General features: G+C 70.4%; 22 protein-coding genes and 1 rRNA gene. 15 read left to right on the forward strand and 8 right to left on the reverse strand.

Annotated features, from left to right (window positions below):
- The first annotated feature begins 60 nt into the window (after positions 1 to 60).
- From OIU81_RS28625 to OIU81_RS28640, 4 genes are all read left to right on the forward strand, one after another.
- Positions 61 to 1,419, forward strand: a complete 1,359-nt coding sequence (locus OIU81_RS28625) for a CynX/NimT family MFS transporter (protein ID WP_329152380.1) — start codon at positions 61 to 63, stop codon at positions 1,417 to 1,419.
- A gap of 16 nt (positions 1,420 to 1,435) precedes the next feature.
- Positions 1,436 to 1,552 carry an SGM_5486 family transporter-associated protein gene (locus tag OIU81_RS28630; RefSeq protein ID WP_254068946.1) on the forward strand — a complete coding sequence of 39 codons (117 nt, stop codon included), beginning with the start codon at positions 1,436 to 1,438 and terminating at the stop codon, positions 1,550 to 1,552.
- A 140-nt stretch (positions 1,553 to 1,692) separates the two neighbouring features.
- Positions 1,693 to 1,953 (forward strand): hypothetical protein, encoded by a 261-nt coding sequence (locus OIU81_RS28635; protein ID WP_329152384.1) that lies wholly within the window; start codon positions 1,693 to 1,695, stop codon positions 1,951 to 1,953.
- Positions 1,954 to 2,036: 83 nt separating this feature from the next.
- Complete coding sequence (locus tag OIU81_RS28640; protein ID WP_329152386.1) at positions 2,037 to 2,555, forward strand: SixA phosphatase family protein; 519 nt, start codon at positions 2,037 to 2,039, stop codon at positions 2,553 to 2,555.
- A gap of 144 nt (positions 2,556 to 2,699) precedes the next feature.
- Here the strand turns inward: OIU81_RS28640 and serB are convergent, their stop codons facing one another.
- Complete coding sequence (gene serB, locus OIU81_RS28645) at positions 2,700 to 3,947, reverse strand: phosphoserine phosphatase SerB (protein ID WP_329152388.1); 1,248 nt, start codon at positions 3,945 to 3,947, stop codon at positions 2,700 to 2,702.
- Positions 3,948 to 4,480: 533 nt separating this feature from the next.
- Between serB and OIU81_RS28650 the strand changes: the two genes are divergently transcribed.
- Entirely contained in the window at positions 4,481 to 7,045 is a 2,565-nt protein-coding gene (locus OIU81_RS28650) for an ABC transporter ATP-binding protein/permease (protein WP_329152390.1), read from the forward strand.
- A 97-nt stretch (positions 7,046 to 7,142) separates the two neighbouring features.
- Here the strand turns inward: OIU81_RS28650 and OIU81_RS28655 are convergent, their stop codons facing one another.
- The 3 genes from OIU81_RS28655 to OIU81_RS28665 form a co-directional block, all read right to left on the reverse strand.
- Positions 7,143 to 7,922: a transglycosylase SLT domain-containing protein gene (locus OIU81_RS28655; RefSeq protein WP_329152392.1), complete on the reverse strand. Its 780-nt coding sequence runs from the start codon at positions 7,920 to 7,922 to the stop codon at positions 7,143 to 7,145.
- 596 nt (positions 7,923 to 8,518) lie between these two features.
- A complete protein-coding gene (locus OIU81_RS28660) occupies positions 8,519 to 9,637 on the reverse strand; it encodes an S-adenosylmethionine:tRNA ribosyltransferase-isomerase (protein WP_329152394.1) in 1,119 nt (372 codons plus the stop codon).
- Positions 9,634 to 10,500: an SDR family NAD(P)-dependent oxidoreductase gene (locus tag OIU81_RS28665; RefSeq protein ID WP_329152396.1), complete on the reverse strand. Its 867-nt coding sequence runs from the start codon at positions 10,498 to 10,500 to the stop codon at positions 9,634 to 9,636. The genes OIU81_RS28660 and OIU81_RS28665 overlap by 4 nt, the downstream gene beginning before the upstream one ends.
- A gap of 186 nt (positions 10,501 to 10,686) precedes the next feature.
- Here OIU81_RS28665 and OIU81_RS28670 point away from each other — a divergent pair, with 186 nt between their 5' ends.
- The 4 genes from OIU81_RS28670 (at position 10,687) to OIU81_RS28685 (ending at position 13,400) form a co-directional block, all read left to right on the forward strand.
- Positions 10,687 to 11,844: a GAF domain-containing sensor histidine kinase gene (locus tag OIU81_RS28670; protein ID WP_329152398.1), complete on the forward strand. Its 1,158-nt coding sequence runs from the start codon at positions 10,687 to 10,689 to the stop codon at positions 11,842 to 11,844.
- Positions 11,845 to 11,929: 85 nt separating this feature from the next.
- Positions 11,930 to 12,565, forward strand: coding sequence for a response regulator transcription factor (locus OIU81_RS28675; protein WP_329155422.1), 636 nt, complete (start codon positions 11,930 to 11,932; stop codon positions 12,563 to 12,565).
- Between the two features lie 187 nt (positions 12,566 to 12,752).
- Positions 12,753 to 12,998, forward strand: a complete 246-nt coding sequence (locus tag OIU81_RS28680; RefSeq protein WP_329155424.1) for a chaplin — start codon at positions 12,753 to 12,755, stop codon at positions 12,996 to 12,998.
- A 156-nt stretch (positions 12,999 to 13,154) separates the two neighbouring features.
- Complete coding sequence (locus tag OIU81_RS28685) at positions 13,155 to 13,400, forward strand: chaplin (protein ID WP_329152400.1); 246 nt, start codon at positions 13,155 to 13,157, stop codon at positions 13,398 to 13,400.
- A 123-nt stretch (positions 13,401 to 13,523) separates the two neighbouring features.
- Here OIU81_RS28685 and OIU81_RS28690 read toward each other — a convergent pair whose 3' ends face one another.
- Positions 13,524 to 14,330, reverse strand: coding sequence for a hypothetical protein (locus OIU81_RS28690; RefSeq protein WP_329152402.1), 807 nt, complete (start codon positions 14,328 to 14,330; stop codon positions 13,524 to 13,526).
- A 90-nt stretch (positions 14,331 to 14,420) separates the two neighbouring features.
- On the opposite strand from OIU81_RS28690, the gene OIU81_RS28695 reads away from it, so the two are divergent.
- From OIU81_RS28695 to OIU81_RS28710, 4 genes are all read left to right on the forward strand, one after another.
- On the forward strand, positions 14,421 to 15,233 hold the full coding sequence (locus OIU81_RS28695) for an ABC transporter ATP-binding protein (RefSeq protein ID WP_329152404.1): 813 nt from the start codon (positions 14,421 to 14,423) through the stop codon (positions 15,231 to 15,233).
- A 146-nt stretch (positions 15,234 to 15,379) separates the two neighbouring features.
- Positions 15,380 to 15,793: an NfeD family protein gene (locus OIU81_RS28700; RefSeq protein WP_329155426.1), complete on the forward strand. Its 414-nt coding sequence runs from the start codon at positions 15,380 to 15,382 to the stop codon at positions 15,791 to 15,793.
- A gap of 101 nt (positions 15,794 to 15,894) precedes the next feature.
- Entirely contained in the window at positions 15,895 to 16,833 is a 939-nt protein-coding gene (locus OIU81_RS28705) for an SPFH domain-containing protein (RefSeq protein ID WP_329152406.1), read from the forward strand.
- A gap of 63 nt (positions 16,834 to 16,896) precedes the next feature.
- A complete protein-coding gene (locus tag OIU81_RS28710) occupies positions 16,897 to 17,664 on the forward strand; it encodes a sulfite exporter TauE/SafE family protein (protein ID WP_329152408.1) in 768 nt (255 codons plus the stop codon).
- 48 nt (positions 17,665 to 17,712) lie between these two features.
- Here the strand turns inward: OIU81_RS28710 and OIU81_RS28715 are convergent, their stop codons facing one another.
- The 3 genes from OIU81_RS28715 to OIU81_RS28725 form a co-directional block, all read right to left on the reverse strand.
- Positions 17,713 to 18,216 carry an HNH endonuclease gene (locus OIU81_RS28715; RefSeq protein ID WP_329152411.1) on the reverse strand — a complete coding sequence of 168 codons (504 nt, stop codon included), beginning with the start codon at positions 18,214 to 18,216 and terminating at the stop codon, positions 17,713 to 17,715.
- Between the two features lie 415 nt (positions 18,217 to 18,631).
- Positions 18,632 to 19,171 (reverse strand): YbhB/YbcL family Raf kinase inhibitor-like protein, encoded by a 540-nt coding sequence (locus OIU81_RS28720; protein WP_329152413.1) that lies wholly within the window; start codon positions 19,169 to 19,171, stop codon positions 18,632 to 18,634.
- Between the two features lie 42 nt (positions 19,172 to 19,213).
- Positions 19,214 to 19,996 (reverse strand): sporulation protein, encoded by a 783-nt coding sequence (locus OIU81_RS28725; protein WP_329152416.1) that lies wholly within the window; start codon positions 19,994 to 19,996, stop codon positions 19,214 to 19,216.
- Between the two features lie 167 nt (positions 19,997 to 20,163).
- Between OIU81_RS28725 and OIU81_RS28730 the strand changes: the two genes are divergently transcribed.
- Together OIU81_RS28730 and OIU81_RS28735 are read left to right on the forward strand one after the other, a co-directional pair.
- Positions 20,164 to 20,814, forward strand: a complete 651-nt coding sequence (locus OIU81_RS28730) for a DNA-3-methyladenine glycosylase (protein WP_329152417.1) — start codon at positions 20,164 to 20,166, stop codon at positions 20,812 to 20,814.
- A 635-nt stretch (positions 20,815 to 21,449) separates the two neighbouring features.
- Positions 21,450 to 22,978: ribosomal RNA gene (locus tag OIU81_RS28735) — 16S ribosomal RNA — on the forward strand.
- Positions 22,979 to 23,261: the final 283 nt, after the last annotated feature.

The raw sequence follows: 23,261 nt of genomic DNA on the forward strand, positions 1-23,261 counted from the left end.
CAGCAGAGGGTATCGATTTCCACTGGACAGGCATTCATCCCATGATTCTATGATGGGCGAATGGCACACGACGACACCGAGACGCTCGGCCCCGACGCCGAGCCCGCCACGGCCCCTTCCGCCCGCCCGGCCGAGGGCCGGGACCACCCCGAGTCCGGCCCTGTCCGGGGCAGACCCCCCGGCTCGACATCCGGCGAACCTCCGGGCCCGACGGCGGGCGCACCGGCCGCCCGCTGGCTGCTGCGGATCGTGACGGCCGGACTCGTCCTCGCCGCGCTCACCCTCCGCCCGCCCATCACCAGCCTCGGCGCGCTCATGGAGGAGGTCCGCGACGGCCTCGGCATGAGCGGCACCGTCGCCGGGCTGCTGACCTCCGTGCCCGCCCTGTGCTTCGCCGTCTTCGGTATCGCCGCGCCCCGGCTGGCCAGGCGCTGGGGGCCCGGCACGGTCGTCTGCGCCGGGCTGGCCGGGATCACCCTGGGCGTCGCGGCGCGCCCGTTCGCCGGCGGCACCGGCGGCTTCGTCGCCGCCAGCGCGGTCGCCCTGGCCGGTATCGCGGTCAGCAATGTGCTGATCCCGGTCGTGATCAAGGCCTGGTTCCCCGACCGGGTCGGCTCGATGACCGGGCTCTACTCCATGGCGCTGGCCCTGGGCACCTCGCTCGCCGCGGCCCTCACCGTGCCCATGACCGGGGCGCTGGGCGGCAGTTGGCGGGTCGGACTGGCGGGGTGGGCGGTGCCGGCCGCCGTCGCCGTGCTGCCCTGGCTCGTGATCGCGCGCCAGCGCGGGGCCGCCGCCGGACCGTCCGCCGGCGCCGCGGTACGCACCGAGGAGGCCCCCCTGCGGATCGCGTCCTCGCCGACCGCCTGGTGGCTCGCCCTCTTCTTCGGCCTGCAGGCCACCGCCGCGTACATCACCATGGGCTGGATGCCGCAGATCTTCCGCGACGCGGGGGTCTCGGCGGGCACCGCGGGGGTGCTGCTCGCGGTGACCATGGCGGTGGGCGTCCCGCTCTCCTTCGTCCTGCCGCGGCTGGCGTCCCGGATGCGGCATCAGGGTCCGGTCGTGGTGCTGCTCGGCCTGTGCGGCCTGGCCGGGTACGCCGGGCTGTGGCTGGCACCGGCCGCCGGCGCCTGGGCCTGGGCGCTGCTGATGGGCATCTCCAACTGCGCCTTCCCGTTGGCCCTGACGATGATCGGGATGCGCGCGACCAGCGCCGCCGGGGTCGGCAAGCTGTCGGCCTTCGTGCAGTGCGTGGGCTACCTGCTCTCCCTCCCCGGACCGCTGCTGGTGGGCACGCTGTACCAGAACAGTGGTGGCTGGGGGCTGCCGATCGCCCTGATGGCAGGGCTGATGGTGCCGCAGATCGTGGTGGGGGTGCTGGCCGGCCGGGACCGCCGGATCGAGGACGAGGCCTGAGTGCGACACTGGGCCCATGCCAGTGCTCGAACCGAATCCGCAGAACAGCCACAAGAAGCTGCTCCTCGTCCTGGGTGCCATGCTCGGGGTGACCGTTCTCGTCGCGATCATCGCGAGTATCGCCGCCCCGTAGGGCCCACGGGGACGGGGTGGGGGCCGCCCCACCGTCCCCTAGGGGGTAGGCGTCAGGGGCGAGTGGGTGGTTTCCCGGATGGGAACGGCGGCTGCGGATCCGTAGCGTCGAAGAACACCGCACCCCGCGGTGGGCGCACCGTGATCAGCGGCCGCGCCGCCCTTCGCGCCGCCACGGAGGCGATCCGCATGCCCGCCGCCTTCCGCCGGTCACCCGCCGCCGGGACCCCGCGTCTGCGGCCGCGGCTGCCGTGGTGGGCGCTGGCGCTTCCGGTGGTCTGCTTCGTGGCCCTGCTGGCGCTCGTCGCCGGCTCCTCCAGGGCCAGCGCCGCCGACGTCCCGCAGGGCCTGGCCGCGCTGCTGGAGATCTTGGCCAGGATTGTCCGCAGTGTTGCCGGATGACCGCCCATGGGCCCTGCCAAGAGGCGGAATCAGCAGTTCAACACCCCGCGCCCCGCGCCGCCTTTCGTGCGAAGCTGGGACGCATGAGCGCCGATACACCACGCCGGATTGTCCTCCTCCGACACGCCAAGGCCGAATGGTCGGAGTCCAGCGACCATGAGCGTCCGCTCGCCGAGCGCGGCCGCAAGGATGCCCCGGTCGCCGGCCGCTGGCTGGCCGGAGCCGGGATCACCCCCGATCTGACCCTGTGCTCGACGTCCGCACGCACCCGTGAGACATGGAAGCTCGCCGTCCACGAGCTGCCACAGCGGCCCAAGACCGTCTATGAGGAGCGGATCTACGAGGCCTCCCTCGGGGAGCTCCTCGCGCTGCTCAACGAGACCTCCGACGACGTGTCCGACCTGATGCTGGTCGGACACAACCCGGGTGTGCACGCCCTCGCCGAGGCGCTCTCGGGCGAGGCCGAGGGCAATCTGCTGCCGCGGATGAACCGCAGCGGATTCCCGACCGCCTCGCTGGCCGTGCTCAGCTTCAACGGATCCTGGAAGTCGGTGGAGCACGGCGCCGCCCGGCTGATCGCGTACTGGACCCCGCACGACTGATCCCGGAGCCCCCTCCCGCGCCGTGCGCGCGGGGCGGGCCGGATGCGACGAGGCCCCGGCAGCTGTCCGCTGCCGGGGCCTCGTGTGCGGGGGACGGGCCCCGGCCGGCGGGGAGCCACCGGCCCGCGCCTGGCCCGGCCCCGCTCAGCCGACGTGCGTCTCCGCCGCCTCGACCTCTTCGCGGGTGATGCCCAGCAGATACAGCACGGTGTCCAGGAACGGCACGTTCACAGCGGTGTGCGCCGCCTCCCGCACCACCGGCTTGGCGTTGAAGGCGACACCGAGCCCGGCGGTGTTGAGCATGTCGAGATCGTTGGCACCGTCACCGATCGCCACGGTCTGGGACAGCGGCACCCCGGCCTGCTGGGCGAAGCTGCGCAGCAGCCTGGCCTTGCCGGCCCGGTCGACGATCTCACCGGTGACCCGGCCGGTGAGCTTGCCGTCGATGATCTCCAGGGTGTTGGCGGAGGCGAAGTCCAGCCCCAGCTCCTCCTGGAGAGCGTCGGTGACCTGCGTGAAACCGCCCGAGACGACGCCGACTTGGTAGCCCAGCCGCTTGAGGGTCCGCACCAGGGTGCGGGCGCCGGGGGTGAGCCGTACCTCCTTGCGGACCGCCTCGACCACGGACGCGTCCAGCCCGCCGAGCAGCTCGACCCGGGCGTGCAGGGACTGCTCGAAGTCCAGCTCACCGCGCATCGCGGCCGCGGTGACCTCGGCGACCTCGGCCTCACAGCCGGCGTGCGCCGCGAACAGCTCGATGACCTCGTCCTGGATCAGCGTCGAGTCGACGTCCATCACGACCAGCCGCTGGGCCCGGCGCTGCAGCCCCGCCGCGACCACCGCGACATCCACCCCGAGCTGCGCGGCCTCGGGAGCCAGCACGCTGCGCAGGGTCGCGGTCTGCGCGCCGGAGACCGCGAACTCGACGGCCGTCACCGGATACTTGGCCAGCCGGAAGATGCGGTCGATGTTGCCGCCGGTGGCCGTTATGGCGGCGGCGACCGCGGCCGTCGTCTCCGCGGTGAGCGGATGCCCCAGCACGGTGACGTGCGAACGTCCGGTGCCGCGCGGGCGGTTGTCGCCCCGGCCGGAGATGATCTCCGCCTGGAGGCTCATCGACTCGGCCCAGCTGTGCACGGTGGCCCGCAGGTCCCCCTCGGCGGAGCCGGTGGAGCCCTGGGCGGGGGAGGGGGCCGTGACCAGCGCGCACAACGTGATGCGTCCCCGGGTCACGACCTGTTCGATGTCCACGACATCGACGGAGTAGGCGGCGAGGGTGTCGAAGAGACCAGCGGTGATGCCGGGACGGTCCTTCCCGAAGATCTTTACGAGCAGGGTCGGGACGTCATCGCCCGGTACGGCGGTGGCAGGCGGGATCTGCGATGCGCTCATGGTGCCCTTACGGTAACCGTCGGGCGGCCGTTTCCGTACGCGTGTCCGGGGTTCGGAACGGCGCGGCCCCGGGCCGCCGTACCCACCCCCCGTCACCCCGGGCCGAGGGCGCCCCGTTGATCGTTATGCAGTCGTGTCCGGCCGGCCGGCCTGTGGGCCCGGGCGGGCGGACCAATGTCCGTGGCGGGCCGGTGCGTTCGGCCGGGCGGCACCCCGCGGCCGCGACGGACCGCCTGGCCGGAAGGTGTCCGTCCCCTCCATCATGCCGCCTGCGCCACGGACCCGCATGGCGCCCCGGCGCAGGCGGCCCGCGCCCGGACGGGGGCCGGTCCGCCCGGAACATCCGGAATCAGATGTTCTCTGTCCGTCCAGGGCTCTTCCCGTGCTCCGGGAGTGTTTGGCGGGCACGCCGGCGAGGCCCGTGCGGCCCTGTCGCGTCCCGGTTTCCGGTCGGTGGGCTCAGCCTGAAATAGTTCCTACGATGTTCGCCAACCCTGGATTCCCATACAGGGCGTCACTCGGGGGACTATGTAATGGGGCATGGAGTGCCTGAACTCGTACTCGAATTGAACGGAAGGACCTGGACGCTCGACCCGTCCCGGTCCTACAACGTGGGACGTGATCCGCAGGGCGACATGGTGCTCGACGACGCCAGGGTCTCCTGGCGGCACGCCACCGTCCGATGGGCCGGCCGCAGCTGGATCATCGAAGACCAGGGCAGCACCAACGGCACCTATGTCCAGGGCCGGCGGATCCACCAGATGGAGGTCGGCGCCGGCTCGACCGTGCATCTGGGCAACGCCACCGACGGCCCCCGGGTGACCCTGTCCGCCCCGCCGGCCGCCGACGCCTTCGGCGCGCAACCGGCCCGGGCACCGCAGCAGCAGGCCGCGCAGGGCTGGCAGGCCCCGCCCGCCCAGCAGCCGCCCGCCCAGCAGGGCCGGCAGGCCCCGCCGCAGGGCGACCGGCCGCCGTACGCCCCGCCCCAGCAGGCCCAGCAGGCCCAGCAGGCCCAGCAGGCCCCGCAGCCGCAGCAGGCCGTGCCCCCGCAGCAGGCCCGCGGGCCGCAGGCGGGCGGCGCCCCGGTCGGCGGCGACCGCAGCCCGACCACCTTCCACCGCCTCGACACGGGCCGGGTGATGCGCATCGGCCGTGCGCTGGAGAACGAGCTGGTCGTCTCCGACCTCCAGGTCTCCCGCCACCACGCCGAGTTCCGCGCCACCCCCGACGGCCGCTTCGAGATCCGCGACCTGGGCAGCCACAACGGCACCTATGTCAACGGCCAGCCGGTCACCAAGTCCGGCACCAAGGTGATCGGCCCGAACGACATCATCGGCGTCGGCCACTCCACCTTCCGGCTGGTCGGCGACCGCCTGGAGGAGTTCGTCGACACCGGCGAGGTCTCCTTCTCGGCCCGCCACCTCACGGTCACCGTCGACGGCGGCAAGCAGATCCTCAAGGACGTCTCCTTCGGCGTCCCGGAGAAGTCGCTGATCGCGGTCATCGGCCCCTCCGGCTCCGGCAAGTCGACGCTGCTCAAGGCGCTGACCGGCTACCGCCCCGCCAACGAGGGCGATGTCCTCTACGACAACCGGAACCTCTACAAGCAGTTCGCCGAACTGCGCCAGCGCATCGGTCTGGTCCCGCAGGACGACATCCTGCACAAGGAACTGACCGTCCAGAAGGCGCTCAAGTACGCGGCCAAGCTCCGCTTCCCCGGCGACACCGCGGAGGCCGAGCGCGAGGCCCGGATCGACGAGGTGCTGCACGAGCTCAAGCTCCACGTCCACAAGGACAAGAAGGTCACCTCGCTCTCCGGCGGCCAGCGCAAGCGGGTGTCGGTGGCCCTGGAGCTGCTGACCAAGCCATCGCTGATCTTCCTGGACGAGCCGACCTCGGGCCTGGACCCGGGCATGGACCGCGATGTCATGCAGCTGCTGCGCGGCCTGGCCGACGACGGCCGCACGGTCCTGGTCGTCACCCACTCGGTGGCCGAACTCGGTCTGTGCGACAAGCTGCTGGTGATGGCCCCGGGCGGTGGCGTGGCCTACTTCGGCCCGCCCGCGGAGGCGCTCAACTTCTTCCAGTACGACACCTGGGCGGATGTCTTCTCCGCGTTCGAGAACTACCGCGACTACGACTGGATGGGGCGCTGGCGCGGCTCCCCGCATTTCCAGTTGTACGCGGCGGACTTCGACGCCGTCGCCCCGCAGTCGGTCAATGTCCAGGCGCCGCCGGCCCGGATACAGAAGTCCCAGAGCTGGGGCTCCCAGCTCTGGACACTGATGCGCCGCTATGTCTCGGTGCTCGCCTCCGACCGGGGCTTCCTGGGACTGATGCTGATCCTGCCCGCGGTGCTCGGTGTGGTCTCGATGCTGATCCCCAGCGACTTCGGCCTCGGATACGGCCCGTTGGAGAAGCACCGCACCAACCGCGACGCGAGCACGATCATGCTGATCCTCGCGGTCGGCATGTGCTTCTCGGGCGCCGCCAACTCGGTCCGTGAGCTGATCAAGGAGCGGGTCATCTACGAGCGCGAACGGGCCACCGGCCTGTCGCGGTCGGCGTATCTGATGTCCAAGGTGATCGTCCTCGGCGTGGTCACGGCCTTCCAGGGCGTGATCATCGCGGCGATCGGCTTCTCCACCCGGAACATGCCCAGCGAGGGCCTCATCGTGGCGAAGGCCCCGGCGGTCGAGATGGCGCTGGCGATCATCGCGCTCGGCTTCACCTCGATGATGTTCGGCCTGATCATCTCCGCGCTGGTCAAGACCGCCGAGAAGACCATGCCGCTGCTGGTCATGTTCGCCATCGTCCAGGTCGTCTTCACCGGCGTGCTCTTCCAGCTCTTCGACACCGTGGGCGTCGCCCAGTTCGCCTGGCTGATGCCGTCGCGCTGGGCCGTCGCCGCGATGGGCGCGACCGCCGACATGAACACCCTGCTGCCGTGGGAGCCGGGCAACCCGGACCCGCTGTGGAAGCACCAGACCGGTGTCTATGTGATGGACATGATCATCCTGATCACCCTGGGTGTCGCGCTCGCCTTCGTCGTCGCGCGACTGCTGCGCCGCCACGAGCCGGAGGTCATGCGCAAGTAAGCGCGCCCCCTCACCGCCACGCCAGAGGGGCGGCACCCGACATCGGGTGCCGCCCCTCGGCGGTGTGTGCGCGGCGCGCTGGGGCCGTCCCCGCGGCTCAGTAGGCCGAGTTCACGTTGTCCATCGAGCCGTACGTGGCGGCCGCGTAGTTGCAGGCGGCGGTGATGTTGGCGACCGGGTCGTAGATGTTCCACGAGGTGCCGGGGACGTGGTACGTCCTGAAGGTCGGGTCGATGACCTGGAGCAGACCCTTGGACGGGATGCCGTTCTGGGCGTTGATGTCCCAGAGGTTGATCGCGTTCGGGTTGCCGGACGACTCACGCATCAGGTTGCGGTAGATGCCGTTGTACGAACCCGGGATGCCCTTCTTGGCCATGACGTCCAGCGACTCGCGGATCCAGCCGTCCAGGTTGTTCGGGTAGGTCTTCACGACCGGCTTGACCACGGGCTTGGCGGCCGGCTTCGGGGCGGCGGCGGGTATCGCGGTGCGCACGGCGGAACGGCTCGCGGCGGCCTTCACGGCACGCGCCTTCTCGGCCTTGGCCTTCGCGGCGGCGACCTTCACCTTGGCTGCCTTCGCTGCCGCGGCCTTCTGGGCGGCGACCTTCTTCGCGGCGGCCTCGGCCTTCCCCTTGGCGGCGGAGGTGTCGGCCTGCCGGGCGATCGTGGCCTGCTGGGTCCTGGCGGCGGTGTCGACGGCGCTGAAGGCGGCCGGCTTCACGTTCTCGACGGCGGCGGCCTGGGTCTTGCCGTGGTCGGCAGTGCCCGGCACGACGGAAAGGGCCAGCGCGGCCGCACCGGCAGCGGCAATACCGGCAACGGAGAGCTTATGGGTCCGGGTCAGGCGGGGGAGACCAGAATTGGCGTGCTTGGGCATGGCGGGGACGACCTCTTCCGATGGGGGGACATCGCCCGGGCCTGTGAGCGGCGGCAAACGCCGAGTTCTGGTTACGGCGCCGAGCGACGGGGCCATTCTTAGCGGCCGGAAATTCCCACGGCAAAGGTGTGACGTACGATCCGAGTTAGTGGAACCCAGTGCGGGAATATTGCGTCCCGGATAAGAGCTTCCCAGCTCACGATGTATTCCTGGGTCCACTAACCCGGCTCGTAAGTGACCTGCGTCCTATGTCCGGCGTCACAATGCGGCGAGGTTTATCTCGCCGGAAGTAATTGCAAACGCACAGTCGGTATGCGGAAATCACCAACCATGGCCTGACCGGGGCACGTTCGGGGCAAATCGGGCACTTCGCATTCTGCGGCGGCGAAACGGGGCCGGAATCCCGGGGTGTCGCCCGTTCTCCCGGCCCGTCCCCACCGGGGATACGCCGGGAACGGTGACGGCGACGCGCTGCTGACTCCCCGCCCAGGCGCCTGCGCGCGAAACCCCCGTGCCCGCGCGCGAGACCGCCGGCCCCCGCGGGACCCGTCGGCGCCGGGACGGGCACCCCGCCCCGGGACCGGCAGGCCCGGCCCTCAGTCCGGCAGCACGAGGTGCAGATCGCCGAATTCGTGCCACAGATAGCGCCGCTCCAGCGCCGCCGCGTACGCGCGCCGCAGCACCTGTGCGTCCGCCACCGCCTCCAGCATCAGCAGATGCGAGGCGGTGGGCTCGTGCAGCCCGGTGAGCAGGCCGTCCACCGCCCGGACCCCGCGCTGCGGCGTCACCACCAGGTCCGTCCAGCCGGCCGCGGCCCGCACCCGCCCGTCCGCGCCGGCCGCCGACTCCAGCGCCCGTACGGCCGTGGTCCCCACCGCCACGATCCGCCCGCCCCGCGCCGCACGGCGCCGCCCGGCGGCCGTCCGTCGCGCCCGTACGGCGTTCACCAGCCATGCGGTGGCCGGCGGCACCACGAACCGCTCCGGATACGGGGGCTCGAACGCCTCCGCGGACGCGACCCCCGTGTGCAGCGAGACCGGCGCGAACTGCACCCCCTTGCTGACCAGCCGCGTCACCGTCTCCGTGGTGAAGGGACGGGCCGCGCTCGGCATCTCCGCGCTGCCGCCGGGCCCGTCCAGCGCGAACACCGTCTGGTAGGCGGCCAGCGGCTGGTCCCGCCGGGTGTAGCCGTAGCGGATCGGCCGCCCGTGGCGCCGCATCAGCTCCGCCACGCCCGCGCCCGTCACCCGCGCCCACCACAGCCGGGCGCTCCCGGCGTCCAGCGGGGCCGCAAGCGTCAGCCGGGCCCCGCCCGGCAGCCGCACCTCCAGGCCGGCCGGGCCGCCCGCCCGTGGCCGGGTGCTGCCCCGTCCGTCCGGGCTCCGCAGCTCCACCGCCCAGCACCCGGCCACCGCGCGGCCCGCCGGATGCCACCGGTCCGCCCGGGTCGAGAAGTGCACCACCACCGGCTCGCCGCGCCCCCGGCCGTCCCCGATCCGGCCGTCCACCGCCGCCGGCAGCGTCCGTGAGGTGTTCACCACCAGGACGTCGCCCGCCGTCAGCAGCTCGGGCAGGGCACCGAAGTCGTGATGGCCGGGCTCGGCCGTCCCCCGGCTCACCAGCAGCCGTACGGCGTCCCGGTCCAGGCCGGGGCCCCGCTGCTCGGCCGGCACCGGGGCCGACAGTTCCTGCGGGATGTGCGGCGCCACGGTCACCGGGGGCCCGCCCCCTCGGGTACGGCCGCTGCCGCTGCCGCCGTGTACCGCCCGCTGGGGGCCGCGCGGTCCAGCAGCCGCAGCAGCGCCGGGACGACCGTCTCCGGCAGCGGCCGCCCGGAATCGTCGTCGTCCGGGACGGCGGCCGCGTACAGGTCGGTCCGCATGTCACCCGGGTCCACCCGCCACACCCGCAGCGCCGGCTCCTCGACCGCGAGCACCGCCGACTGCTGGTCCAGCGCCGCCTTCGCCGCCCCGTAGCCGCCCCAGGTGGGGTAGGCCTCGACGGCGGCGTCCGAGCTGATGGTGAGCACCGCGCCACCCGCCGCTACATAAGTGGGCGAATCGGACAATCTGGTGTTTTGGGAATTCTCGGAATTAGGGTACGGATCGTATGTATTCCCATTCCCTACAACCCCTATATAAGGAGCCTCACCTATATAAGGGGTGACTTCTTCATACGAGGGCAGATAGGAGGAACTGCGCAAGAGCGACAATGCTTCCTGGACGAGCCCCAGCGGCGCCACCACATTCACCTCCAGCGCCCTCCGCAGCCCCTCCAGCGACTGGTCCGCCAGCCGCACCAGCGGCTCGGCCCCCAGCGCACTGGCGTTGTTCACCAGCAGATCGAGCCCGCCCAGCTCCCGGGCCGCGGCCACCAGCGCCGCCCGGTGCCCGCCGTCCGTCACGTCCCCGGGCAGCGCCGCCACCCGCGCCCCCGCCCCGCGCAGCTCCCGCGCCGCCTCCTCCAGCGGCCCGGCCGACCTGGCGTCCACCACCAGATCCCAGCCGCGCCGGGCCAGCGCCCCGGCGAGCGCCCGGCCCAGCCCCTTCGATGCCCCCGTGATGATCGCCACCGGCATGATCACGTCCCCTTGTCCGGCCGGGTCCGCACCCGGCCCTCGCCCTCACGGTAGGAACGCCGCCGCCCCCGGGGCGTCGGCCGCCGGACCGGCCGTGGCCAGGGCGTTCGGCCTAGGCCCGGGGGCGTAGGAGGCGGCCGCCGCCGGACCGATACGGGCAGGTCGCCCCGCCGGTACCGTGATCCCATGACCAACGGACCGGGAGCGGGGATCCCCGCGGTGAGCACCGCGATCCTGGCGATGAGCCGGCATCTGGAGGTGCGCGACGTCCTCAAGACGATCGTGGCCTCGGCCCGCGAGTTGCTGGACGCCGAATACGCCGCCCTGGGGGTGCCCGACGATCACGGCGGCTTCGCCCAGTTCGTGGTGGACGGCGTGAGCGCCGAGCAGTGGAAGGCCATCGGTCCGCTGCCCCGCCAGCACGGCATCCTCGCCGCGATGCTGCACAACGCCACCCCCGAGCGGCTCGCCGACGTCCGCGAGGACCCCCGCTTCGGCGGCTGGCCGGCCGCGCACCCGGACATGTCCGACTTCCTCGGCCTGCCGGTCGCCGACGGCGACGAGATCCTCGGCGCCCTCTTCCTGGCCAACAAGCGCTGCTCCGAGCCCGCTCCTGCCCGCGAGGGCGGCTGCCGCTTCACCGAGGACGACGAGCGGCTGCTCGGCATACTCGCCCAGCACGCCGCCATCGCACTGACCAACGCCCGTCTCTACGAACGCAGCCGCGAGCTGACCATCGCCGGGGAGCGCGCCCGGCTCGCCCACGAGCTGCACGACGCGGTGGCCCAGAAGCTCTTCTCGCTCCGCCTCACCGCCCAGGCGGCCACCGCCCTGGTCGACCGCGACCCGGCCCGCGCCAAGGACGAGCTGCACCAGGTCGCCGCGCTGGCCGCGGAGGCCGCCGACGAACTGCGGGCCGCCGTCATCGAGCTGCGGCCCGCGGCCCTGGACGAGGACGGCCTGATCGCCACCCTGCGCTCCCAGGTCCAGGTCCTCGACCGCGCCCACTCCGCACACGTCACCTTCGCGGCCCACAGCGTCCGGGCCCTGCCCGCCGCCCAGGAGGAGGCCGTGCTCCGCGTCGCCCAGGAGGCGCTGCACAATGCCCTGCGGCACTCCGGAGCCGGGCGCGTCGAGGTGACCCTCACCCGGAGCGGCCCGGGCGCGCTGCTGCGGATCGCCGACGACGGCTGCGGCTTCGACCCGGCACTCGTCCGCCGGGCCGGCCGCCATCTCGGCCTGGTGTCGATGCATGACCGCGCCGGCGGTGTCGGCGGAATGCTCAGGGTGGAGTCGGAGCCCGGCAAGGGCACCGCTGTCGAGATGGAGGTGCCCGGTGGCTGACAGGGAACGGGACGGTGCGGGGACGCGTCCCCCGGAAAACGGCAGCGGGAGCGCCGGCGGCGGAGCACGGGCCGCGGGCCCGGCGATCCGGGTCCTGCTCGTGGACGATCACCAGGTCGTGCGCCGCGGGCTGCGGACCTTCCTGGAGGTCCAGGACGACATCGAGGTCGTGGGGGAGGCCTCCGACGGGGCCGAGGGCATCGCCGCCGCCGAGGAACTGCACCCGGACGTCGTCCTGATGGACGTCAAGATGCCCGGCATGGACGGCATCGAGGCGCTCCGCAAGCTGCGCGAACTGGCGAACCCCGCCCGGGTGCTGGTGGTGACCAGCTTCACCGAACAGCGCACCGTCGTCCCGGCGCTGCGCGCAGGCGCGGCCGGCTACGTCTACAAGGACATCGACCCGGACGCGCTGGCCGGCGCCATCCGCTCCGTCCACGCGGGCCATGTCCTGCTGCAGCCCGAGGTCGCCGGCGCACTGCTCGCCCAGGAGGAGGGCAACAACAACGGCAGCCAGGGGCGCGGGACCTCACTGACCGACCGGGAGCGCGAGGTGCTCGCCCTGATCGCGGACGGCCGCTCCAACCGCGAGATCGCCCGCGCCCTGGTGCTGTCCGAGAAGACCGTCAAGACCCATGTCTCCAACATCCTCATGAAGCTCGACGTCGCCGACCGCACCCAGGCCGCCCTGTGGGCCGTACGGCACGGCATCGGCGCCTGAACTCCGTACGGGGGCACCGCCGAGGCCCGTGCTCCCGTACAGGGACGACAAGCGGAATGTCGTCTTCAGATCCGAGATTCATACTGTCGTGTAGCTGTAGCCCGTTCGGCGCATCCCTTCCCGCGCCCGGCCGTTGTCCAGTGCAGTCGTGGCGGCTGGCCACGGCAACGGCAAGGAGGAGACAGAAGTGAAGAACATCAAGCGGGCAGCGGCCATCACCATGGCGGCGAGCGGTCTCGCCCTCGCGGGCGCCGGCGTGGCCTCGGCGCAGTCCGGACCGCAGGCCGTCGGCGGCGCGGTGCACTCCCCGGGCATCGTCTCCGGCAACACCGTCCAGGTTCCGGTGCACGTGCCCGTGAACGCCTGCGGTGTCACCGCCACCGTCATCGGTGCGCTCAACCCCACCTTCGGCGACCCCTGCGTCAACTACTGAGCGCAGGCACGTCCGCAGCATCCGCCTGACCCGCCCGACGCCATGCTCCGCGCGGGTCACGCCGGACCGGCCCCGTCCCCCCATGGACGCGCGGCCGGTCCCCTCCCTCAGACACTGTCCTTCCGGCACTGTGCCACCACGTGAGGAACACGCCCCATGAACACCGCCAAGAAGGCCGCCCTCGTTCTCGCCACCACCGGTCTCGCCCTCGGTGCGGCAGCCGGTTCCGCCTTCGCCACCAGCGGCCCGCAGGCCGCCGGTGCGGCGATGCAGTCCCCCGGCATCGGTTCGGGCAACCTCGTCCAGGTCCCCGTGCACGTCCCGGTGAACGTCGGCGGCGACACGGTCAACGTCATCGGTGTGCTCAACCCCGCCGTCGGCAACTTCACTACGAACAACTGAGGTTGTCCGACCCGGGCCGAACGGCTTCGCCTGCCCAGAGGCGTTCGGCCCCGGTCGGTTAGGGGGCGGACACCCCCTAGGGCCCCGCCGGACCACACAATGGTCCGGCGGGGCCCGTCCCGTTCACCCCCGGTGCCGCTCCCGCTCCTCGACCGCGGAGTTGTACGCCGCCACCTGCGCCCGCCGGGCCGTACGCTCCACCGGCCGCAGCGCCTCGGCGCGGGCCGCGATCTGCGAGGAGCTGACCGCGCCGCCGTGCTCCCCGCCGGCCTGCTGGGCGATGTCGATGAGCGCACCGACGCGCTGCGCCAGCTCCAGCACCCGCACCGCACGCGGCGGATACCCGGGCGCCAGCATTCGCCGGCCGGCCTCCGCCCGCGCCCGGTACGCCTCCAGCGCCGCCTGCGCCACCGGCCCGGCCCCGGCCACATCCAGCGTCGAGAGCAGCTCGGTCGCCTCCCGCAGCGCCTCCGCCAGCTCCCGCTCCGCCTCGCCCAGCGACGGCACATCGGCCGGCGGCGCCTCGCGCACCGGAAGACAGCGCCAGACCACCTCCACATGCACATCGGGTCCGGCGCCGCCCTCCGGCCCGGCCTCGTACGTCTCCGGAACCAGTCCGAGCCCCGCACCCGAGGCGAGCACCGCCTCCTCAGCCTCCAGCGCCCGCGCATTGAATTCCGGCGGGCCGCACAGCCCCAGCGGATGGCCGGGCACCGGCAGCGCCACCCGCAGGCCGACCGCCCCCAGCGCCCGCAGCCGCCCCAGCGCGAGGGTCAGCCCGACCGGCTTCTCCTCCCCGGGCAGGCCCTCCACGCGGTGCACCGCGTCGTCGTCCGCGATACGGTCCGCGGCTTCATCAGGTGAGACAAGTCCGGCCAAAAGGGCATTTCCCCATGCCGCCAGCCGTCCCGAACGAGGTTCATCGAGCATGCCCCCCAGCCTAGGGAACGGCACCGACAACGAGTGGCGTAGGTTTGCAGGGGGGCTGCGCCTACCGGTGCACACGACGACCGAGAAGCAATGGGAGAGATCGCGCTCATGAGCGATGTGCTGGAGCTGGTGGACGTATCCGTGGTCCGCGAAGGACGGGCTCTGGTGGACCAGGTCTCCTGGTCGGTGAAGGAGGGGGAGCGCTGGGTGATCCTCGGCCCCAACGGCGCCGGCAAGACCACCCTGCTGAATCTCGCCTCCAGCTACCTCTTCCCGAGCTCCGGCAGCGCGTCGATCCTCGGTGAGCAGCTCGGCAAGGTCGACGTCTTCGACCTGCGCCCGCGCATCGGCGTCGCCGGCATCGCGCTCGCCGACAAGCTGCCGCGCAGCCAGAGCGTGCTGCAGACCGTGCTCACCGCCGCGTACGGCATGACCGCGAGCTGGCAGGAGAACTACGACGAGATCGACGAGCAGCGCGCCCGCGCCTTCCTCGACCGTCTCGGCATGACCGCCTACCTCGACCGGAAGTTCGGCACCCTCTCCGAGGGCGAGCGCAAGCGCACCCTGATCGCCCGCGCGATGATGACCGACCCCGAGCTGCTGCTGCTGGACGAGCCGGCCGCCGGCCTCGACCTGGGCGGCCGCGAGGACCTGGTGCGCCGCCTGGGCCGCCTCGCCCGTGACCCGTACGCCCCCTCGATGATCATGGTGACCCACCACGTCGAGGAGATCGCCCCGGGCTTCACCCACGTCCTGATGATCCGTCAGGGCAAGGTCCTGGCGGCCGGCCCGCTCGAGCTGGAACTGACCTCCAGCAACCTCTCCCACTGCTTCGGCCTTCCGCTGATCGTCGAGCGCAACGGCAACGACCGCTGGACGGCGCAGGGTCTGCCCCTGACCTGAGCCGGCCCGCCGCCCGGCCGCCCCTGTGAAAGCACCTTCACCGGACGTCGTCCGGGGCCCATCGCGGCGCATAACTCCGGTCGCTGACCGATCGTCCCCTGTCCCGCGCCGCCGCACGGATCTACCATGAAGCCGTGGATCCATGGGTGTGGTGGCTGATCGCCGCCGTAGGGCTGGGCATTCCGCTCGTCGTGACCGCGATGCCCGAATTCGGGATGCTCGCGGTCGGTGCCGTCGCCGGTGCCGTCACCGCGGGCATCGGTGCCGGCATCGTGCCGCAATTCCTGGTGTTCGTCGCGGTATCGGTCGCGCTGATCGCCGTCGTACGTCCCCTCGCCAACCGTCATCGCGGCCAGAGTCCCGCCCTCGCCTCCGGAATCGACGCGCTGAAGGGCAAGAGCGCCACGGTCCTGGAGCGCGTCGACGGCGGGACGGGCGGCCGCATCAAACTCGCCGGCGAAGTCTGGTCGGCCCGCGCGCTCGACGGCAATCAGGTCTACGAGCCCGGCCAGCAGGTCGACGTCGTCGAGATCGAAGGCGCCACCGCCGTCGTCATCTGACCCCAACGCGCTGCGCGACGAGCCATGTCTCTGAAAGACTGATCAACGGCAAGCCGGTCGCCGGCCGGCACGGACCAGCAACGAAGGGCACGGGAGCCGCTGTGGAACCGATCATCATCGTCCTGATCATCCTGGTGGTGCTCGTGTTCATCGCACTCATCAAAACGATCCAGGTCATCCCACAGGCCAGCGCCGCCATCGTGGAACGCTTCGGGCGCTACACCCGCACGCTCAACGCCGGCCTGAACATCGTCGTCCCGTTCATCGACTCCATCCGCAACCGCATCGACCTCCGCGAGCAGGTCGTGCCGTTCCCGCCGCAGCCGGTGATCACCCAGGACAACCTCGTCGTCAACATCGACACGGTGATCTACTACCAGGTCACCGACGCCCGCGCCGCGACCTACGAGGTCGCCAGCTACATCCAGGCCATCGAGCAGCTCACCGTCACCACCCTGCGGAACATCATCGGCGGCATGGACCTGGAGCGGACCCTGACCTCCCGTGAGGAGATCAACGCGGCCCTGCGCGGCGTCCTCGACGAGGCCACCGGCAAGTGGGGCATCCGCGTCAACCGCGTCGAGCTGAAGGCCATCGAGCCGCCGACCTCCATCCAGGACTCGATGGAGAAGCAGATGCGCGCCGACCGTGACAAGCGCGCCGCCATCCTCCAGGCCGAAGGTGTCCGGCAGTCCCAGATCCTCACCGCCGAAGGTGAGAAGCAGTCCTCGATCCTGCGCGCCGAGGGTGAGGCCAAGGCCGCGGCCCTGCGCGCCGAGGGTGAGGCCCAGGCGATCCGGGTGGTCTTCGAGTCCATCCACGCGGGCGACCCGGACCAGAAGCTGCTCTCCTACCAGTACCTCCAGATGCTCCCGAAGATCGCCGAAGGCGACGCCAACAAGCTCTGGATCGTGCCCAGCGAGATCGGCGACGCCCTCAAGGGCCTCGGCGGCGCCCTCGGCAACTTCGCCCCGCCGACCGGCGGCGGCTCCATCCCCAAGCCCAGCTCGCCCCACCACGAGACGCCCCCGATCGACTGACCCCGCGCCCCCTGGTGCATGATCGGTCGGCAATCACACCGCTCATGCACGGGGGGACTCCGCGTGACCATCTGGGAAGCAGTCGCCGTCTTCGCCGCGGGACTCGGCGCCGGCACGATCAACACCATCGTCGGCTCGGGCACCCTGATCACCTTCCCGGTGCTGCTCGCCTTCGGCCTGCCCCCGGTCACCGCCAATGTCTCCAACACCCTCGGCCTGGTGCCCGGCTCGCTGAGCGGCGCCTTCGGCTACCGCCGGGAACTCGTCGGCCAGCGCCGCCGCGTGCTGCGCTTCGGCCTGACCGCACTGATCGGCGGACTGGGCGGCGCCATCCTGCTGCTCGCCCTGCCCTCGAAGGCCTTCGACACGATCGTCCCCGTGCTGATCGCCGTCGCGCTGGTGCTCGTCATCGCCCAGCCCCGGCTCGCCGCCGCACTCCGCGCCCGCCGCGAGCGCAACGGCACCACCGCCGCCCGCGACGGCGGCTGGGCCCTGCTGCTCGGGCTGCTGCTCGCCAGCGCCTACGGCGGCTACTTCGGCGCCGCCCAGGGCGTGCTCTACCTCTCCCTGATGGGCCTGCTGCTCAGCGAGGACCTGCAGCGCGTCAACGCCCTCAAGAACGTCCTCGCCGCGATCGTCAACGGCGTCGCGGCGGTCTTCTTCCTCTTCGTCGCCCACTTCGACTGGACCGCCGTCGCCCTGATCGCGGTCGGCTCCACCCTCGGCGGCCAGCTCGGCGCCAGGGTGGGCCGCCGGCTGCCGCCCATCGCCCTGCGTGCCGTCATCGTCATCGTCGGCCTGCTGGCCATCGCCCAACTCCTCCTGAAATAAGGCGAGTCGGGCGACGGCCCGCTACGGGACGGACCGGCCGGCCGCGGCCTACGCGGGCAGCGGCAGCCACTCCGGCAGCCCGTCCCGCACCGACACCCCCAGCGTCGACAGCAGCGCATCCGCCGGCGTCGGCTCGAACGGCCGCCGCAGCAGCTGCATCCCCGCCTGCTCGGGCGTACGGTCCGCCTTGCGGTGGTTGTCCTCCGCACACGAGGCGACGGTATTCAGCCAGGTGTCCCCTCCGCCGTGCGACCGCGGCACGACATGGTCCACGGTCGTCGCCCGGCGCCCGCAGTACGCACACCGGTGCTGGTCACGCACCAGCACACCCCTACGCGACCAGGGCGCCCGTCTTCGGAACGGCACCCGTACGTATCTGCTGAGCCTGATCACCTGCGGCACCGGGACGTCCACCGAAGCGGCACGGATGCGCAGCCCCGGATGCGCGTGCTCGACGACGGCCTTGTCCTGCATGACCAGCACCACCGCACGCCGCAGCGACACCGTCGACAGCGGCTCGAAGCTCGCATTCAGCACCAGCGTCTCGCGCATCCCGTCCACCTCCCGGACCCGCTCCGCCCCCGTGGCGAAGTTGCTCCACTGTGCAGCGGCAGGTATTCCCCGAACAACGCAATTTCCGTATGCCACAAGGGAAATGGAGAGCGATCGGCAGATGAAAAGGAGGTGCCGCGGCGACGCGCGCACCGCGGAATGAGTGCGCCCCGGGTCCCACCCCCGTGAACATACGGGACCCGGAGCGAACGGCAGCCGGCGAGGACGCCCGGCACGATGCGGGCTCAGGGTGGGGGCACCTCCCATGCCCGTGAGGCATGGGGGAGGCGGACGACACACCTGCGCCCCGCCGCTCCCGCCACTGCGGTACCGACTGCCCGCCGCCCGGTGAGGGGCGGCGGCACGGACACCACTGTGCGTGCGGAAGCGCCGGGGCGCAACGGAATTACGGCGCTCAGCCCGCCGCGGGCACCTCGTGCTCCGCGATCAGCTGGGCCCGCCCGATGGTGTGGAACCGCAGATTGAAGCCCACCACGGCCGGTGAGGCATCCGCGTCCGGACCGAGCTTCTCCTGGTCCACCGCGTACACCGTGAACACATAGCGGTGCGGACCGTCCCCGGGCGGCGGCGCCGCGCCCCCGAAGTCCCGCGTCCCGTAGTCGTTACGGACATGAACGGCGCCCTCGGGCAGCCCCTTCATCTCGCCGGACCCGGCACCGGCCGGCAGCTCCGTCACCGACGCCGGGATGTCGAACAGCGTCCAGTGCCAAAAGCCGCTGCCCGTCGGCGCGTCCGGGTCGTAGCAGGTGACGGCGTAGCTCTTCGTCCCCGCGGGCGCACCTTCCCACCGCAGCTGCGGCGAACGGTTCCCCTCGGCGAAGATCTGCTCGGCGCGCAGCGTCCCGCCCTCTTCCATCTCCTCGCTCAGCACCGTGAACGACGGCACCGGCGGATGGAAATCGTGCGGGAGCGGCCGCCGCTTCAGCTCGGACACCACAACACCTCCTGATCGCTTGCTGATACCTGTCCGGCCAGGTTAGAGCCAGTTCCGCTTGCCGCCGACCTCCGCCAGCCACTGGTTGAGGTATGCCGCCCAGTCGGTCCCCTCGAAGTCGTTCAGCCCCACCGTGAACGACCGGTAGGTGTCCGACCCCTCCGTGAACAGCCCCGGCTTCTTGTCCATCTCCAGGACGACGTCCATCTCCCGGTCGTCCGCCACGAACGACAGCTCGACCTGGTTCAGCCCGCGGTACTGCTGCGGCGCATGGAACTCGATCTCCTGGTAGAAGGGCAGCCGCTGTCGCGTCCCCCGGATGTGCCCCTTCTCCAGATCGGCCGCCTTGAAGCGGAACCCGAGCCGCCCGAACGCGTCCAGGATCGCCTGCTGCGCCGGCAGCGGGTGCACATTCACCGGGTCGAGGTCACTGGAGTCCACGGCGCGGGCGATCGCCAGCTCCGTCGTCACCCCGACGTTCATCCCGTGCAGATGCGTGCCCAGGAACGTGGTGACCGGGGTCTCCCACGGAATCTCCAGCCCGAACGGCACATTGTGCGCCGCACCCGGCTGCACCTCGAACGCACCGCCCAGCTGCACCTTGGTGAACTCGATGTTCCGCTTGTACTCCTCGTCGCCGCTCTCGACCTCGACGCGCGCCTGCAGCCCGACCGAGAGCCCCTCGACCTGCTGTGCCACGGACCCGCCCTGAATCCGCACCTCGCCCTGCACGACCCCGCCCGGGACGACGTTCTCCTCGAAGAGCACCGTCTCCACCGACGCGCCCCCGGCCCCCAGGCTCGCCAGCAGCTTCTTGAATCCCATGCTCGTCCTCCCCAGGCGGAACGCCTGTGTCCTGTGGCGCACCGTGTTCCCGGTGCGCTTCCTACGAACGCGGAACCGCGCGACCCGGTTCCACGGCCCACACCTTCCCAACAGCGACGCCTCCATGGCCAGCCGCCTTCCGCACGGCTGCACTACCCTCGGTCCGCATGGCCGACGTACCGGAACGAATGCCCCTCACCCGCGACTTCTTCGCCCGTCCCGTCGTGGAGGTGGCCCCCGACCTGCTGGGCCGCACCCTCCTCCGCAACACCCCCGACGGCCCGATCGAACTCCGGCTGACCGAGGCCGAGGCCTACGACGGCGAGAACGACCCCGGCTCCCACGCCTACCGCGGCCGCACCGCACGCAACGCCACCATGTTCGGCCCGCCCGGCCATGCGTACGTCTACTTCATCTACGGCATGTGGTTCAGCCTCAACGCCGTCTGCTGCCCCGAGGGCAAGGCGAGCGGAGTGCTGCTGCGGGCCGGCGAGATCGTCACGGGCGCGGAGTTGGCGGCCGGCCGCCGCCCCAAGGCCCGCAACGCCAGGGAATTGGCCAAGGGCCCCGCCCGCCTGGCCACCGCCCTCGACATCGACCGCAGTCTCGACGGCACCGACCTGTGCGCCGGCGGCGATGCCCCGCTCTCCCTGCTGCACGGCCGCCCGCCTGCCCCGGAACTGGTGCGTAACGGCCCGCGCACCGGCGTCGGCGGAGACGGAGCCGACCACCCCTGGCGTTACTGGATCGCCGACGATCCCACGGTCAGTCCCTACCGCCCGCACGTCCCCCGGCGCCGCACGACCACCGCTACTTGACTCCGTGTCGCCAACCGCCTAACGTAGCCCGAGCCGCTTGAGACGGGCAACGCTATTGTGCGTGGGCCGGAGGCGGCGCAACCAACTACTCCGCACGATTCCCTGACGGGTCTTCTTTCGCGTTGCCGAAATTCAGACCCCGCCGACTCGATTATGAGTCGCCAGGGAAAACCGTTAAAGTAGTAACCACGCCGAACGGCAGCAGCGAATAACTGCTCCAAGGCGGCCTCCGACGAAAATCGGAACCGGAATCGACAAGAAACCGGATCTGATAGAGTCGGAAACGCGAAGAAGCCGAAAGGCGGAAACCCACCGGCGAAAATCGGGCCCGCAAGGATCTGATAGAGTCGGAAACGCAAGACCGAAGGGAAGCGCCCGGAGAGCCTGGTGAAACAGGCGTAAAGGAAGCGTCCGTTCCTTGAGAACTCAACAGCGTGCCAAAAGTCAACGCCAGATATGTTGATACCCCGTCCACTTCGGTGGATGAGGTTCCTTTGAAAGTCCATCGGCGCCCATGTGGTGCGGATGGCACACACAGCGAGGACGCTGTGAACGACCGGACCTATTCCGTCTAGTCGTTCCGCTCTCGTGTGTGTTTCACCCGCAGTTTTTAATTAAACGCAGTCGGGAAAACATTCACGGAGAGTTTGATCCTGGCTCAGGACGAACGCTGGCGGCGTGCTTAACACATGCAAGTCGAACGATGAACCTCCTTCGGGAGGGGATTAGTGGCGAACGGGTGAGTAACACGTGGGCAATCTGCCCTTCACTCTGGGACAAGCCCTGGAAACGGGGTCTAATACCGGATATGACACACGACCGCATGGTCTGTGTGTGGAAAGCTCCGGCGGTGAAGGATGAGCCCGCGGCCTATCAGCTTGTTGGTGGGGTGATGGCCTACCAAGGCGACGACGGGTAGCCGGCCTGAGAGGGCGACCGGCCACACTGGGACTGAGACACGGCCCAGACTCCTACGGGAGGCAGCAGTGGGGAATATTGCACAATGGGCGAAAGCCTGATGCAGCGACGCCGCGTGAGGGATGACGGCCTTCGGGTTGTAAACCTCTTTCAGCAGGGAAGAAGCGAGAGTGACGGTACCTGCAGAAGAAGCGCCGGCTAACTACGTGCCAGCAGCCGCGGTAATACGTAGGGCGCAAGCGTTGTCCGGAATTATTGGGCGTAAAGAGCTCGTAGGCGGCTTGTCACGTCGGATGTGAAAGCCCGGGGCTTAACCCCGGGTCTGCATTCGATACGGGCAGGCTAGAGTTCGGTAGGGGAGATCGGAATTCCTGGTGTAGCGGTGAAATGCGCAGATATCAGGAGGAACACCGGTGGCGAAGGCGGATCTCTGGGCCGATACTGACGCTGAGGAGCGAAAGCGTGGGGAGCGAACAGGATTAGATACCCTGGTAGTCCACGCCGTAAACGTTGGGAACTAGGTGTGGGCGACATTCCACGTCGTCCGTGCCGCAGCTAACGCATTAAGTTCCCCGCCTGGGGAGTACGGCCGCAAGGCTAAAACTCAAAGGAATTGACGGGGGCCCGCACAAGCAGCGGAGCATGTGGCTTAATTCGACGCAACGCGAAGAACCTTACCAAGGCTTGACATACACCGGAAACGTCTGGAGACAGGCGCCCCCTTGTGGTCGGTGTACAGGTGGTGCATGGCTGTCGTCAGCTCGTGTCGTGAGATGTTGGGTTAAGTCCCGCAACGAGCGCAACCCTTGTTCTGTGTTGCCAGCATGCCCTTCGGGGTGATGGGGACTCACAGGAGACTGCCGGGGTCAACTCGGAGGAAGGTGGGGACGACGTCAAGTCATCATGCCCCTTATGTCTTGGGCTGCACACGTGCTACAATGGCCGGTACAATGAGCTGCGATACCGCGAGGTGGAGCGAATCTCAAAAAGCCGGTCTCAGTTCGGATTGGGGTCTGCAACTCGACCCCATGAAGTCGGAGTTGCTAGTAATCGCAGATCAGCATTGCTGCGGTGAATACGTTCCCGGGCCTTGTACACACCGCCCGTCACGTCACGAAAGTCGGTAACACCCGAAGCCGGTGGCCCAACCCCTTGTGGGAGGGAATCGTCGAAGGTGGGACTGGCGATTGGGACGAAGTCGTAACAAGGTAGCCGTACCGGAAGGTGCGGCTGGATCACCTCCTTTCTAAGGAGCACTTCTTACTCGGACTTGTCCGGGTCAGAGGCCAGTACATCAGCGAATGTCTGATGCTGGTTGCTCATGGGTGGAACGTTGACTATTCGGCACGGTCAGATGAGGACTGTTAGTACTGCTTCGGCGTGGAACACAGGATTCGACTGGTCGTGCCGGGCGCGCTGTTGGGTATCTGAGGGTACGGACTGTTGTCTGGACCTTCGCGATGCCGGCCCCGGTGAAGCATCCTGGTAAGGGTGTGTGACGGGTGGCTGGTCGTTGCTTGAGAACTGCA

Source organism: Streptomyces sp. NBC_01454 (assembly GCF_036227565.1).
Taxonomy (GTDB): Bacteria; Actinomycetota; Actinomycetes; order Streptomycetales; family Streptomycetaceae; genus Streptomyces.